Raw genomic sequence first — 13,949 nt, forward strand, 5'->3', positions numbered from 1 at the left:
CTTTATTATCAAAAAAATGATAGACTTCGGCAACTCTTTGCTGATGTTTGGTCATTTGGTTTATTTAAGTTAACCAAGATAAATAATTTTAAGACAAGTTATATCTAAAAGGTGAGAAAAATTTAATCCGTATTTTGTAATATTTTAAAACCCGGAAAACATACTAGAAACCGACTGTTTGCAAAAGATTTAAAACAAACTTAGCTAATTCCCATCATCATTGCCATGTAGTAATTGGCGCAGTGCAGAGAATTGATCAGTAGAATATTTTTTTCGCTTAAACTTTCAAACAGAGAAGATGTAGTGATCTGATATTCGTAATTCAAGCTTTTCCATTTAAAACTGGGTTTCATTATCAGAAGCTCAGTTCCGTTTTCTTCAGTAAAGACAAAAGATTCTTTGAAAAATCCCTGGCGTTTGAAAATATAATTTTTTTCATCATCAAAATAAGTCTGCACAAAAATATTGCCGTCCCAGTTCATGGTGAATTTTAAAAGTACTTTTTCGTCGTCTTTTATTTCAACGGTTGTTCCCCAAAAACCTTTCGGCTTGATCTGGTATTTTGAATTTAAAATTTCAATTTCAGCATTGAATTTAAACCAGCTTTTGTAGATAAGTTTTGCGATAGTTTTTTTTTCATCTGAAATTTCAAAATTTACAGTATTTTTTGATTTTGCATTATATTTCATCGTTGTGTTTTTACAATCCTAAAATATGAAATTTTTCTAAAAATCCATATTTAAAATTTTTTTTTTGAAGATTTAAGAAAAATCAATGAGTACTTTTTTATTTTTATAAAAACGAAAAAGGTGCAAAAATATTGTATTCATAAGGGTTTTCACAGTTTTTAGAATTTTAAAAACTGTAAAAATAATTTAGAAATCATTCATTATTAAGCAGATTGGTGTCTCGATATTTATAATTTCTAAATTAACTAATTCCATCTTTTTAAACAAAAAACCTCGCAAGTAAACTTACGAGGCTTAAAATATTTTGAATCCGAAAATTACATCGTTTCCATCTTAAAGCTCATGCTTTCAATCACTTTCAGGATTGCTTCAACTGTATCCATTGATGTTAAACAAGGAACACCGTTTTCCACGCTCATTCTTCTGATCTGGAAACCGTCTCTTTCGGCTTGTTTTCCTTTCGTAGTCGTATTGACAACGTACTGAACTTTTCCTTTCTGAATCAGGTCGATCAGATTGACATCTTCCTCTCCTATTTTGTAACCTATTTTACAAGGAATACCTTTTTCTTCGAAGAATTTTGCAGTTCCTTCCGTTGCCCAGATTCTGAAACCAACTTCATGGAATCTTGCTGCTAAATCAGCTGCTTCCTGCTTATGTTTATCAGCAACTGTGAACAAGATCGAACCGTGCATCGGAACTTTTCTTCCCGCTGCAACCAATCCTTTGTAAAGCGCTTTTTCTAAAGTAGTGTCTTTCCCCATAACCTCTCCTGTAGACTTCATTTCCGGGCCTAAAGAGATGTCAACTTTCGTTAGTTTTGAGAAAGAGAACACAGGAACTTTTACGAAAACTCCTTCTTTATTCGGAACCAATCCGTTTTTATAGCCTAAATCTGTTAACTTCTGACCTAAAATTGCTTTTGTAGCAAGATTTGCCATCGGAACATCAGTAATTTTAGACAAGAAAGGAACTGTTCTCGAGGATCTTGGGTTTACTTCGATTACATATACATTTCCTTCAAAAAGGACGTACTGAATATTCATTAAACCAATTACATTCAGACCTTTCGCTAATATTTGGGTATAATCTACCAAAGTATCAACTTCACTTTGTGAAATATTCTGTGGAGGATACACCGCAATCGAGTCTCCAGAGTGAACTCCTGCTCTTTCGATGTGCTCCATAATTCCCGGAATGATTACCGTTTCGCCGTCGCAGATTGCATCAACTTCAATTTCTTTTCCGACCATGTAACGGTCAACCAAAACTGGATGTTCAGGACTTGCATCTACCGCAAACTCCATGTAATGAGCCAATTCTGCTTCTGTATAAACAATTTCCATTGCTCTACCTCCCAAAACGTAACTTGGACGAACCAAAACCGGATAACCAATTTCATTAGCAATTTTTATCGCTTCTTCTTTCGAAGTTGAAGTTTTTCCTAAAGGTTGAGGAATTCCCATTTCCTGAAGTGCTTTTTCAAACTTATCTCTGTTTTCAGCTCTGTCAAGATCTTCCAGAGAAGTTCCTAAAATCTGAACTCCGTGAGAAGCCAGTTTATCAGCTAAGTTGATTGCTGTTTGTCCTCCAAACTGTACCACAACACCTTTTGGTTTTTCCAATTCGATGATATTCATTACATCTTCTTCCGTTAAAGGTTCGAAGTATAATTTATCTGAAATTGAGAAGTCTGTAGAAACCGTTTCAGGATTGTTGTTGATGATGATCGCTTCGTAACCCATCTCTTTGATAATATGGGGTTTCAGACTCGAATTCAGCGGCGCAAGTGTCTACCATTTTGTAAACCGGCATTACTCCGTTTTCTTTTCTGAAATTGAAAACTTCACGTTCTTTTACATCCCAAAGAACTGCGATATTCACGTCTGCGAAACCTAATTTTTTAGCTTCTAATAAAATATCTTTATTGAATTTGTTTTCAGCGATAACTTTTTCGAAATCAATTAATTTCTTGATTTTCCAGATGAAGAATTTATCGATTTTGCTCCATTCTACGATTTGTTCCCAGTCATATCCTCTTCTTAAAGCATCACCGATGATGAATAATCTTTCGTCATCACAAACTCTGATTCTTCTTTCGATTTCTTCTGCTGTAAGCGCTTCAGCCTGTTTCGTTTTTAAACCGATATGTTTGATTCCAGTTTCCAAAGAACGGATGGCTTTCTGTAAAGATTCCTCGAAATTTCTTCCGATTGCCATTACTTCGCCCGTTGCTTTCATTTGGGTTGATAATCTTCTGTCCGCTGTTTCAAACTTATCAAAAGGGAATCTTGGGAATTTAGTTACCACATAATCCAAAGCCGGTTCAAAACAAGCGTAAGAAGTTCCTGTAACCGGATTCATGATTTCATCTAAAGTTAATCCAACCGCAATTTTAGCAGCAATTTTAGCAATCGGATATCCTGTTGCTTTTGATGCCAAAGCCGATGAACGGGAAACTCTAGGGTTTACTTCAATGATATAATAATCAAATGAATGCGGGTCTAAAGCCAGCTGTACATTACATCCACCCTCGATTCCTAACGCTCTGATGATTTTCAGTGAAGCGTTTCTCAACATCTGATATTCTCTGTCAGAAAGCGTCTGAGAAGGCGCCACAACAATTGAATCTCCTGTGTGAACTCCCACCGGATCTATATTTTCCATGTTACAAACCACAATCGCGTTGTCGTTTGCATCACGCATTACTTCGTATTCAATTTCTTTGAAACCTGCGATTGATCTTTCAATCAGACATTGCGTAACCGGGCTATATTTTAGACCTAATTCAGCAATTTCCTTTAATTCAGCTTCTGTGGCAGCGATTCCACCACCTGTTCCCCCCATTGTGAAGGCTGGACGAACGATTACCGGATAACCAATTTCGTTAGCAAAATTAATTGCTCCTTCTACTGTGTTTACGATATCAGATTCTGGAACCGGTTCGTTTAATTCTCTCATTAATTCACGGAACAAATCTCTGTCTTCTGCTCTGTTGATCGCTGAAAGTTTCGTTCCCAAAACCTCAACCTTACATTCTTCAAGAATTCCTGATTTTTCCAATTCTACCGCCATGTTCAGTCCAGTCTGACCTCCCAAAGTTGGTAAAAGCGCGTCCGGACGCTCTTTTCTGATGATATGACTTACAAACTGAAGTGAAATTGGCTCGATGTATACTTTATCTGCGATTTCAACATCCGTCATAATCGTTGCAGGGTTTGAGTTAATCAAAATTACCTTGTACCCTTCTTCCTTCAAAGACAGACAAGCCTGCGTTCCCGCGTAATCAAATTCCGCCGCCTGACCGATGATGATTGGACCTGAACCGATTACTAAAATTGTTTTTATGTCGTTTCTTTTCATTTTTAAATTTATCCTTTAATTATTGTTGAACCCTTTTCAGGGTTCTGTTGATGATTGTCTCACCATTTCCATAGGTTGCACCTACGGCTATTCATATTGAATCATTCGGATTCGTTGAATTTTGATATTTAATTTTGCGGCGAATTGCTCGCAGCCCGACTTGAGCGGAAATCCTTTTTGCCATCCTGCTACTTCTATTTTACTGAAAAGTTCTGCAAAAAAGATTGGGAGCGGAAGGCGGATTAAGCTGCCCAAATTAATTTTCTACTTTTTAAAATCTTCCATTAACTGGATAAATTCGTCGAACAAATAATTCGCATCTTCCGGACCTGGACTAGCTTCCGGGTGATACTGAATTGAGAAACAAGGGTGAATTTTGTGCTTCAGACCTTCGTTTGTTCTGTCGTTCAATGCGATGTGTGTTTCAATTAAATCTGTTCCTTTCAAACTTTCCTGATCAACTGCGTAACCATGGTTTTGAGAAGTGATCGCCACTTTGTTTTTCTCTAAATCTAAAACCGGGTGGTTTCCTCCTCTGTGTCCGAATTTCAACTTGAATGTTTTTGCTCCACAAGCCAAACCGATCAATTGGTGTCCTAAACAAATTCCGAAAATTGGAACTTTTCCTAAGATTCCGTTGATCATTTCAAGAGCTTGTTGGTTATCTTCAGGATCTCCAGGACCGTTTGACAACATTACTCCGTCCGGATTCATCAACAAAATTTCTTCTGCCGTTACATCCTGAGAAACAACGGTAATATCGCAGTTTCTTTGAGATAACTCTCTGATAATTCCTAATTTAGAACCGAAATCTACCAACACCACTTTCAAACCTCTTCCCGGATTTGCGTAAGGTGTTTTTGTAGAAACCTGCTCCACCTGATTGGTTGGGACGTTTGTTGATTTTAATTCTGAAACGACTGTGCTTTCGTCTGCATCAGTGTTTACGATTTTTCCTTTCACAACTCCGTGGTTACGAAGAATTCTTGTCAGTCTTCTGGTGTCGATTCCTGAAATTCCTGAAAGGTTTTTCTTTTTAAATAATTCATCTAAAGTAATCTGAGTACGGAAATTCGAAGGCAAATCACAAAGTTCTTTTACGATAAGCCCTTTGATCGCCGGTTCAATACTCTCATAATCATCTCTATTAATCCCATAGTTTCCGATTAATGGATAGGTCATACACACAATCTGACCGCAATAAGATGGGTCAGAAATAAGTTCCTGATACCCTGTCATTCCGGTATTGAAAACCACTTCTCCTGCTGTTTCCAATTCTGCTCCGAAACCTTCTCCATGAAACACTTCACCGGACTCCAGTATTAACTTTTTCTTCATTTTAAACTTTTATCTCTTATTATTTATTTTCTATTTTATCTAAAATCCTCTATTTTATTTGATAACTTTGTATTTTTAAACCACCCCGTCAAAAATTCTTTGAATTTTCGCCACCCCTCCAAAGGAGGGGAATTATGGTCGGTTTTATTTAACCTTGAAACTCGTACCGCGAATCTCGTTTATTTAAAAGTATAGCCTTCTTTTTCCAAGGCTTCTTTTAAAATTGCCATTCTCGCGAAAACGCCGTTCTGCATTTGTTTGAAAACTCTTGAACGTTCGCATTCTACCAAGTCTGTATCAATTTCGACTCCTCTGTTGATTGGAGCGGGGTGCATGATGATCGCTTCTTTTTTCATTGCTTTTTCTCTTTCTTTCGTCAAACCATATTTTCTGTGGTAATCTGAAGCGGAGAAACTCATTTTTGCATCGTGTCTTTCGTGTTGGATTCTTAACAACATCAAGACATCAACTTCTTTGATTAATTCATCAACATTTAAATAAGTTCCGTTGATTAAAGCTCCTTCATCAAACCATTGTTCTGGTCCTGAGAAGTATACTTTTGCACCTAATCTTCTTAAAGCTTCTGCATTTGAATTCGCAACTCGGCTGTGCTTTACGTCTCCAACAATTCCTACTTTTAAGCCTTCAAACTTTCCGAATTCCTGATAAATCGTCATCAAATCCAGCATACATTGAGAGGGGTGGTTTCCCGTTCCGTCTCCTCCGTTGATTACTGGAATTTTAATATTCTTTAATTCATCAAAATATCTGTCCTTTTTATCTCTGATTACCACAAGATTTACTCCAAGACTTTCGATGGTTTTTACCGTATCATAAAGACTTTCGCCTTTGTTTACAGAACTGTGAGATGCATCAAAAGGAACTACCTGTAATCCTAATTTTCTTTCGGCAATATCAAAACTTGTTTTGGTTCTGGTACTGTCTTCGAAAAATAAATTTGAACAAAAAACTTCTCCTTCAATTTTAGCAGTTTTTCCGTTGGCAAAAGCCAGTGCTTCTGTTACTATACTGTTGATTCTCTCGGTGCTTAGTTCTGTAATCGTAAACATAATTTCTTAATTTTTGAACATAAAAAAAGCGAAGAAAATATCTTCGCTTAAAATAAATAAATATCGTAAAGGGCGTCTACGCCCGGTAATTCTAATGATATAAATACTGTGTTATTCATTAGGTGCAAAGATACAACAATTTTACAAACTGACAAAATCAAATTTTGATTTGGATTAAAAAACATTAATCATACCCTATTTTCATTTTTAAATATTATTTTTGTTAAAACTCAACTTCACTATATGGATTTAAAAGATAAAATGATTCTCAGCATTATTCAGGAAGATTCTACTTATTCTGTAAAGGAAATTTCAGAAAAGATTGGTCTTACCTTTACTCCGACCTATGAGCGTATCAAACAGCTGGAAAAACAGGGAATCATAGAAAAATATGTCGGTCTTCTGAATCGTGAAAAACTGGGTTTAAATATCGTTGTTTACTGTAACGTTCGCTTGAAAGAGCAATCCAAAAAAGTATTGGAGACTTTCGAGAAAAACATCATGCAACACGACGAAGTTCAGGAAATCATCAGTCTTTCCGGCGAATACGATTACATGCTTAAAATTATTGCTAAAGACATTAATTCTTATAATGAATTTACGGTAAACGTAATTTCAAACATTCCGAATATCGGGCAATATCACAGTTCTATTGTGCTTCATGAGGTTAAAAAGTCTACTAAGTTTAAGATTGATTTGGAGTAAATTTTTATTTAAATCAAACATTTTAAAATATAAATTAAAGATGCTTCGACAGGCTCAGCATGACATCTCTAATACTAACTGTTTTTACTAGCGATTCATTTTTAGCGTTGTCATGCTGAGCGAAGTCGAAGCATCTCATCAATTCTAAACAATTTTCTTGTTAAAATCAACCCAACAATTTATTTTTCAGTTTATTAAACTGATATTCTATCTTATCAAGACAAAGATTCCCGATACTTCCCTGATGGGTATGATTCAGATTCCCAATTTCAAAATCAAATTCATTATTTTCAATCTCCTGCCCTACTTTTACATAAGCATCACGGAATGAACTTCCGTTTTTGACTTCTTCATTAATTTTTTCTACGCTGAAAAGATATTTATACTTTTCATCTTCAAGAATTCCGTCTTTTACCTGAATATTTGGTAACGTATAGTTTAAAATTTCCAGACATTCTTTTAACGAATCTATTGCCGGGAAAAGGATTTCTTTCGTCAGCTGCATATCTCGGTGATAACCTGAAGGAAGATTATTCGTCAACAAAATAAACTCATTCGGCAACGATTGAATTCTGTTGCAACGTGCACGAACCAACTCAAAAATATCAGGATTTTTCTTGTGAGGCATGATGCTGCTTCCCGTTGTAAATTCTTTAGGAAAACTGATAAAATCAAAGTTCTGACTTAAATACAGACAAACATCATAAGAAAACTTGCCTAATGTTCCAGCCAAAGTCGCCATCGCCATTGAAAGCATTTTCTCCGACTTTCCACGCGTCATTTGAGCATAAACGGAATTATAATTCATCGACTGAAAGCCTAAATTATACGTCGTACTCTCACGATCTATTGGGAAAGACGAGCCATATCCTGCCGCCGAACCTAATGGATTTTTATTTATGATATTTTTTACCGAAAACAACATTTCAACATCATCCAACAGCGCTTCTGCATACGCTCCAAACCATAATCCAAATGAAGAAGGCATGGCAATCTGTAAATGAGTATAGCCTGGAAGCAGAACATTTTTATGTTGATCTGCCAGTTTGATTAATATTTGAAAGAATTCGTCCGCTAAAGCTGTAATTTCACGAATTTCGTCTAATAAATATAGTTTTATATCTAACAAAACTTGATCGTTACGAGATCTTGCTGTGTGAATTTTCTTTCCGGTATCGCCTAATTTTTCAATTAAAATAGATTCAACCTGAGAATGAATATCTTCTGCACTTTTATCAATTTTAAAAGTTCCGTTTTCGATATCTTCTAAAATTTCCGCCAAAACAGACAACATTTGTTTCGATTCTTCATTGGAAATAATTCCAACTTCTGCCAACATTTTACAGTGCGCCATTGAACCTTTGATATCGTATTTTGCCAAACGCTCATCAAAGTCAAGATCCTTTCCGACCGTGAATTTATTGACTAATATGTTTGTGGCATTATCATCTTTTTGCCATATTTTTTTCATAAAATTCTTTTTTGTTGTAAAATTTTCTTCTGTCTTGAAACAAAAGAAACAAAAATTCAAGACTGGAAACTCCGGCTAAAAATTAAAATTGAATCCTAAAATCCCCAAAACTCGCACGAATCAACATTGGTTCTTCGATTCAAAATTCGTCTCGTGCTCAAACAGTGGGAATTTTTTAACGGATTAAATTTCAATTTTCTTAACGCCTCCGCTTCCTAAGTCGTTACTTACAAGCATCCATCATCCATCTCCCCGCTTCCAGCCTATAAAACTTTCTCCAAAATCTGGATGTAAATCTCAATTCCCTCTGCAATTTCTTCGATGAAAATAAATTCATCTGCTGTGTGAGAACGCCTACTATCACCAGGCCCAAGCTTTACCGATGTACAAGGAATAATCGCCTGATCGGATGAAGTTGGTGAACCGTAAGTTGTCCTTCCGATTTCCAAACCGGCCTGAACAAACGGGTGATCCATTTCGATTTTTGATGAGTTTAGCCTGAAAGATCTTGCTGTTAAAGTTGATTTAATCTGAGATTGGATGATTTCAAAGGCTTCTTTATTAGAATATTCGTCCGTAACTCTTACATCTAAAGTAAAAGCACACGATTCCGGAACGACATTATGCTGAACACCAGCGTGAATTCCTGATAACGTAACTTTAACTTCACCCAAATAATCTGAAACTTTTGGAAATTTGAAGTTTAGAATATTCTGCAAATCTTCCATACATTTCACAATCGAGTTATCGTTATTCGGATGAGCGGCGTGAGAAGGGGTACCTTTCATTTCCCCGTCAATGACCAAAAGTCCTTTTTCCGCAATCGCCAGATTCATCTGCGTTGGTTCTCCTACAATGGCGAGCTCCACATTGGGAAGCTGCGGAAATAAAGCTTCGATCCCATCAAACCCTGAAATCTCCTCCTCGGCCGTCAAAGCAATAACTAAATTATATTTTAAATCTTCTTTATCGAAAAAATGTAAAAAAACCTGCGCCATCGAAACCAAAGAAGCGCCTGCATCGTTGCTTCCCAATCCGAATAATTTACCATCTTTCTCAATGGGTAAAAACGGATCTAATGTGTACGCTTTATTCGGTTTTACGGTATCGTGATGCGTATTCAGCAAAATCGATGGTTTGAAAACATCAAAATTTTTATTCACCGCCCAGATGTTATTTTTAAAACGTTTTGTCGGAATCTGATGCTTTTTGAAAAAATTTTCAATTTCCACCGACGTATTAAATTCATCTTTGCTGAATGAAGGAATCTCAATCAGTTTTTTCAATAATTCTACTGCATTAGTCAGTAATTCTTCTTTACTATAAACAGATTTCAGTTCCTGCATGATGATTTTCTATATGGTTTTTGAGTTCGGTTTCTTTAATTAAGAATACCTTATTTACATTATTTTTCACTGCTCCCAAAGCATTTTCTAACTTGGGAAGAATTCCTTTATGAAGTTTCCCTTCTTCTTTTAAGGTTGAAAACTCTTCTTCGGAAATATTTTTTATAACAGATTTCGGATTATTTACATCTTCCAAAACACCTTCTTTATCAAAACAATACAACAATTCAACATCATATTTCACAGATAAAGATTGAGCAATAACTGAAGCGATTGTATCTGCGTTTGTATTGAAAAGATGTCCCTTTTTATCGTGGGTAATTGCTGAAAACACCGGAACCAGTTCCAGTTTTAACAATTTTGAAATCAGCTTTTTATTAACACTTTTTTCAGTAATATCTCCTACAAATCCAAAATCGATCTCCTCATCTTCTCTTTTTGTAGCTTTAATTAAGTTCGCATCCGCTCCCGAAAATCCAATGGCTTTACATTTTTTATGTTGAAGTTTTGCGACAATATTTTTGTTAATTCCTCCCGCATACACCATCGCTACAATATCTAAAGTCTCTTTATCGGTGATTCTTCGTCCGTTCACTAGCTTTTGCTCAATTCCTAATTTATCAGCTAAAGTTGTTGCTAGTTTTCCACCACCATGAACAAGGATTTTCTTTTCTTGAATTTCCGCAAACTGTTCTAAGAATTGCTCTAATAATTCTTCGTCATCAATTAATGCTCCGCCAATTTTTATGATGTATAATTTTTTTTTCATTTTTATACATTTTTGATTGTTAAACCTCATCGATTTTTGAAACCTATGAGGTTGATTTATTAAGAATTCAATTCGTCCAAGATTTCAGAGAAAACTGCCTGCGCCGAGAAAATTCGGTTTTTTGCCTGCTGATAAATGATAGAATTTTCACCATCCATCACCTCATCGCTTAATTCTACATTTCGACGAACCGGAAGACAGTGCATCACCTTTGCCTGATTGGTATTTTCCAGTTTTTCATTCGTCAACATCCAGCTTTCTTTCACTTCTGGCATCGCTGCATAATCATCAAAAGACGACCAGTTTTTAACATAAATAAAATCGGCATTCTTTAACGCTTCATCCTGATCATGAATCACTTTCACATCTTTCGTAAAGTTTTTATCCAAATCATAACCTTCAGGATTTGCGATTACCAACTCAACATCCATTTCCTGCATCCACTCTGCGAAAGAATTTCCTACTGCATGAGCGATTGGTTTGATGTGAGGCGCCCAAGTTAAAACTACTTTCGGCTTCTTTTTTACACTGAGCTTGTCGAAGTGCCAGTTTTCAGTAATCGTGATGCAATCTGCCAAGCTTTGCAAAGGGTGACGTGTTGCAGATTCCAGAGAAATAACCGGAACTTTTGCATGTTGTTCGAACTGACCTAAAATACTTTCGTTCACATCATCTTCCTTGCTTTTCATTCCCGCAAAACAACGAACCGCAATGATGTCACAATATTGATTTAATACCTCAATCGCATCTTTAATATGCTCAACGGTATCGCCGTTCATCACCGCACCATCTGCAAATTCTAAGTTCCATGCTTCCTGAGCTGCATTTAATGTTAAAACATTTAAACCTAAATTATGAGCGGCAATCTGACTGCTTAAACGCGTTCTCAAACTTGAATTTAAAAATACAAGTCCGATTGTTTTTCCTTTTCCTTTCTCGGTTTCCGAAAGAGGATTTTCTTTAATTTGTAACGCTTTTTTTATAATTTCCTGTAAGTTTTCAACATCACTTACAGAGGTGAATTTTTTCATTTTGAATTGGATTTTTACCACAAAAGTCACAAAAGATTATTATTAATTTAAAAGTTTAATACTTTGAAAATACAAGTTCACATAAGCTAAAACCTTTGATTTCCAATAGCTTTTTTGCTCTTATCATTGATTTATATTTTCTTTAATTATTGTATTTAAAACTTTTGTGATTTTTGTGGTTAATTAAAAATTATAGATTTTCTAAAACAGTTTTGAAGGCACTGATGAATAGATCAGTTTCTTCTTTTTTAATGTTAAGCGCCGGAAGAATCCTCAACACGGTCTTATCATTAGAATTTCCCGTGAAAATATGATGATTGTACAACAGGCTGTTTCTCACTTCCGAGCAATCCCCGTCGAGTTCAATCCCAATCATCAACCCTTTCCTTCGGATTGTTTTAATATGTGGAAAATCTTTCAATTCATTTTCAATATAAGCGCCCATTTCCTGAGCATTTTCGATGAGATTTTCATCTTTCATCACATCCAAAACAGCAATCGCCGCAACACAAGCTAAATGATTTCCGCCAAAAGTTGTTCCCAGCAAACCGTTACTTGCCTGAAATTTTGGATGGATTAAAACTCCACCGATTGGAAAACCATTTCCCATTCCTTTTGCTGTTGTGACAATATCAGCTTCAATCTCAAATTCTTGGTGAGCGAAGAAATAGCCGCTTCTTCCGTAGCCCGACTGAACTTCATCCAAAATCAAAACAACATCATGTTTTTCACACAATTCTTTAATTTTAGTTAAAAATTCAACCGTTGGAATCATAATTCCGCCAACACCTTGAATTCCTTCGATAATRACTGATGAAATTTCACTTCCTTGTTTTTCAAAAACTTCTTCAAGTTGTTCAATATTATTCCATTCAGATTTAATGAATCTTTCGTCATAATTTACCGGAGCTACAATTTTTGGATTATCTGTCACCGAAACGGCTGCCGAAGTTCTTCCGTGGAATGAATTTGAAAAATATAGCACCTTACTTTTTCCGTTATGGAAAGAAGCTAATTTTAAGGCATTTTCGTTTGCTTCGGCTCCTGAATTACATAGAAATAAATTATATTCTTCCAAACCTGAAAGTTTTCCTAATTTTTCAGCCAATTCAGTTTGTAATTCATTCTGAACTGAGTTTGAATAGAAAGATATTTTATCTAACTGGTTTTTTAATTGAGTTTGATAATGCGGATGGTTGTGCCCGATAGAAATCACAGCATGACCTCCGTAAAAATCAAGATATTTTTGTCCTTTATCGTCCCAAAGAAACGAACCTTGGGCTTTTATTGGATTGATGTTGAATAATGGATATACGTTGAATAAATTCATGTCTTTTTATAAATGATAATTGATGTTTGATGAATGATTCATCTTCTTATATTTTTCTTTTGTCTTGAAACAAAAGAAACAAAAGTTCAAGACTGGAAACTCCGGCTAAAATTTTAAATAATTTCCTAAAATTTCTAAACTCGGGCGGAAAGCAAAAGTTCGTTTCTTAAAGATTTTTTTGACCCGCCACTCAAACAGGAGAAATTTTTTAACGGAAATTCTTCAAAATTTCTTAACGCCTCCGTTCCCTAAGTCGTTTTAAATTGTGTTCTAAAAATTCACGATTGGCTTATTGACAATTGACTTTTAAAATGCAATTGGTTTTAAGTTTAATCCCGAATTCTCTTCCCAGCCCATGGCGATATTCATATTTTGAACTGCCTGTCCGGAAGCTCCTTTCAACAAATTGTCAATCGCTGAGTGAACAACCGCAACATTTCCACTCTTTTCTATATGAATCACACAGCGATTCGTGTTGACAACCTGCTTCATATCAATTGCTTTGTCGCTTACCTTTACAAAAGGCTCATCTGCATAAAAATCTTTAAACAATTGCTCAATATCTGAAAGTTCTAAATCTGTTTTCACTGTGGAACTCGTAAAAATTCCTCTCGCAAAATCCCCTCTCCATGGAACAAAATTCAGACTGATTTCATTATGATTAAAAGAAACTAACTGCTGTAAAATCTCATCCACGTGCTGATGTGTTAAAGTTTTATACGCTGAAATATTATCATTCCTCCAGGTGAAATGCGTTGTTGCCTGCAAAGACTGTCCCGCACCTGTTGAACCTGTAATTCCTGTTGTATATACTTCATTCAACAAACCCTTTTGAGC

The 13,949-nt window shown here is 35.6% G+C and carries 10 protein-coding genes and 1 pseudogene; 1 reads left to right on the forward strand and 10 read right to left on the reverse strand.

The window, feature by feature from the left end; translation table 11 throughout:
- Window positions 1-200 precede the first annotated feature (200 nt).
- From AB4Y90_RS09400 to AB4Y90_RS09415, 4 genes and pseudogenes are all read right to left on the reverse strand, one after another.
- Entirely contained in the window at window positions 201-689 is a 489-nt protein-coding gene (locus tag AB4Y90_RS09400) for a hypothetical protein (protein WP_441557179.1), read from the reverse strand.
- A gap of 317 nt (window positions 690-1,006) precedes the next feature.
- Window positions 1,007-4,052: pseudogene (gene carB / locus AB4Y90_RS09405) on the reverse strand (carbamoyl-phosphate synthase large subunit).
- Between the two features lie 264 nt (window positions 4,053-4,316).
- Window positions 4,317-5,390: a carbamoyl phosphate synthase small subunit gene (locus tag AB4Y90_RS09410; RefSeq protein WP_441557181.1), complete on the reverse strand. Its 1,074-nt coding sequence runs from the start codon at window positions 5,388-5,390 to the stop codon at window positions 4,317-4,319.
- A 179-nt stretch (window positions 5,391-5,569) separates the two neighbouring features.
- Entirely contained in the window at window positions 5,570-6,460 is an 891-nt protein-coding gene (locus AB4Y90_RS09415; protein WP_441557183.1) for an aspartate carbamoyltransferase catalytic subunit, read from the reverse strand.
- A gap of 243 nt (window positions 6,461-6,703) precedes the next feature.
- On the opposite strand from AB4Y90_RS09415, the gene AB4Y90_RS09420 reads away from it, so the two are divergent.
- A complete protein-coding gene (locus AB4Y90_RS09420; RefSeq protein ID WP_441557184.1) occupies window positions 6,704-7,165 on the forward strand; it encodes an Lrp/AsnC family transcriptional regulator in 462 nt (153 codons plus the stop codon).
- A 166-nt stretch (window positions 7,166-7,331) separates the two neighbouring features.
- Here AB4Y90_RS09420 and argH read toward each other — a convergent pair whose 3' ends face one another.
- From argH to AB4Y90_RS09450, 6 genes are all read right to left on the reverse strand, one after another.
- Window positions 7,332-8,636 carry an argininosuccinate lyase gene (gene argH, locus AB4Y90_RS09425; RefSeq protein ID WP_441557186.1) on the reverse strand — a complete coding sequence of 435 codons (1,305 nt, stop codon included), beginning with the start codon at window positions 8,634-8,636 and terminating at the stop codon, window positions 7,332-7,334.
- Window positions 8,637-8,899: 263 nt separating this feature from the next.
- The gene (locus tag AB4Y90_RS09430) at window positions 8,900-9,982 is read right to left on the reverse strand and encodes a M20 family metallo-hydrolase (protein ID WP_441557187.1); all 1,083 of its coding nucleotides are present in this window, start codon (window positions 9,980-9,982) and stop codon (window positions 8,900-8,902) included.
- Window positions 9,957-10,751, reverse strand: coding sequence for an acetylglutamate kinase (gene argB / locus AB4Y90_RS09435; protein ID WP_441557189.1), 795 nt, complete (start codon window positions 10,749-10,751; stop codon window positions 9,957-9,959). The genes AB4Y90_RS09430 and argB overlap by 26 nt, the downstream gene beginning before the upstream one ends.
- A gap of 59 nt (window positions 10,752-10,810) precedes the next feature.
- A complete protein-coding gene (locus tag AB4Y90_RS09440; RefSeq protein ID WP_441557190.1) occupies window positions 10,811-11,782 on the reverse strand; it encodes an acetylornithine carbamoyltransferase in 972 nt (323 codons plus the stop codon).
- Between the two features lie 190 nt (window positions 11,783-11,972).
- Complete coding sequence (locus AB4Y90_RS09445; RefSeq protein WP_441557191.1) at window positions 11,973-13,112, reverse strand: aspartate aminotransferase family protein; 1,140 nt, start codon at window positions 13,110-13,112, stop codon at window positions 11,973-11,975.
- A gap of 306 nt (window positions 13,113-13,418) precedes the next feature.
- Window positions 13,419-13,949, reverse strand: a 531-nt coding sequence (locus tag AB4Y90_RS09450) for an Asd/ArgC dimerization domain-containing protein (protein WP_441557193.1), incomplete at its 5' end; no start/stop codon positions are given.

The organism is Chryseobacterium sp. 2TAF14, assembly GCF_052115105.1.
GTDB lineage: Bacteria > Bacteroidota > Bacteroidia > Flavobacteriales > Weeksellaceae > Chryseobacterium.

Coding starts and splice junctions, on each gene's coding strand:
- AB4Y90_RS09400 (WP_441557179.1), bottom strand. CDS start 689: ATGAAATATAATGCAAAATCAAAAAATACTGTAAATTTTGAAATTTCA.
- AB4Y90_RS09410 (WP_441557181.1), bottom strand. CDS start 5,390: ATGAAGAAAAAGTTAATACTGGAGTCCGGTGAAGTGTTTCATGGAGAA.
- AB4Y90_RS09415 (WP_441557183.1), bottom strand. CDS start 6,460: ATGTTTACGATTACAGAACTAAGCACCGAGAGAATCAACAGTATAGTA.
- AB4Y90_RS09420 (WP_441557184.1), top strand. CDS start 6,704: ATGGATTTAAAAGATAAAATGATTCTCAGCATTATTCAGGAAGATTCT.
- argH (WP_441557186.1), bottom strand. CDS start 8,636: ATGAAAAAAATATGGCAAAAAGATGATAATGCCACAAACATATTAGTC.
- AB4Y90_RS09430 (WP_441557187.1), bottom strand. CDS start 9,982: ATGCAGGAACTGAAATCTGTTTATAGTAAAGAAGAATTACTGACTAAT.
- argB (WP_441557189.1), bottom strand. CDS start 10,751: ATGAAAAAAAAATTATACATCATAAAAATTGGCGGAGCATTAATTGAT.
- AB4Y90_RS09440 (WP_441557190.1), bottom strand. CDS start 11,782: ATGAAAAAATTCACCTCTGTAAGTGATGTTGAAAACTTACAGGAAATT.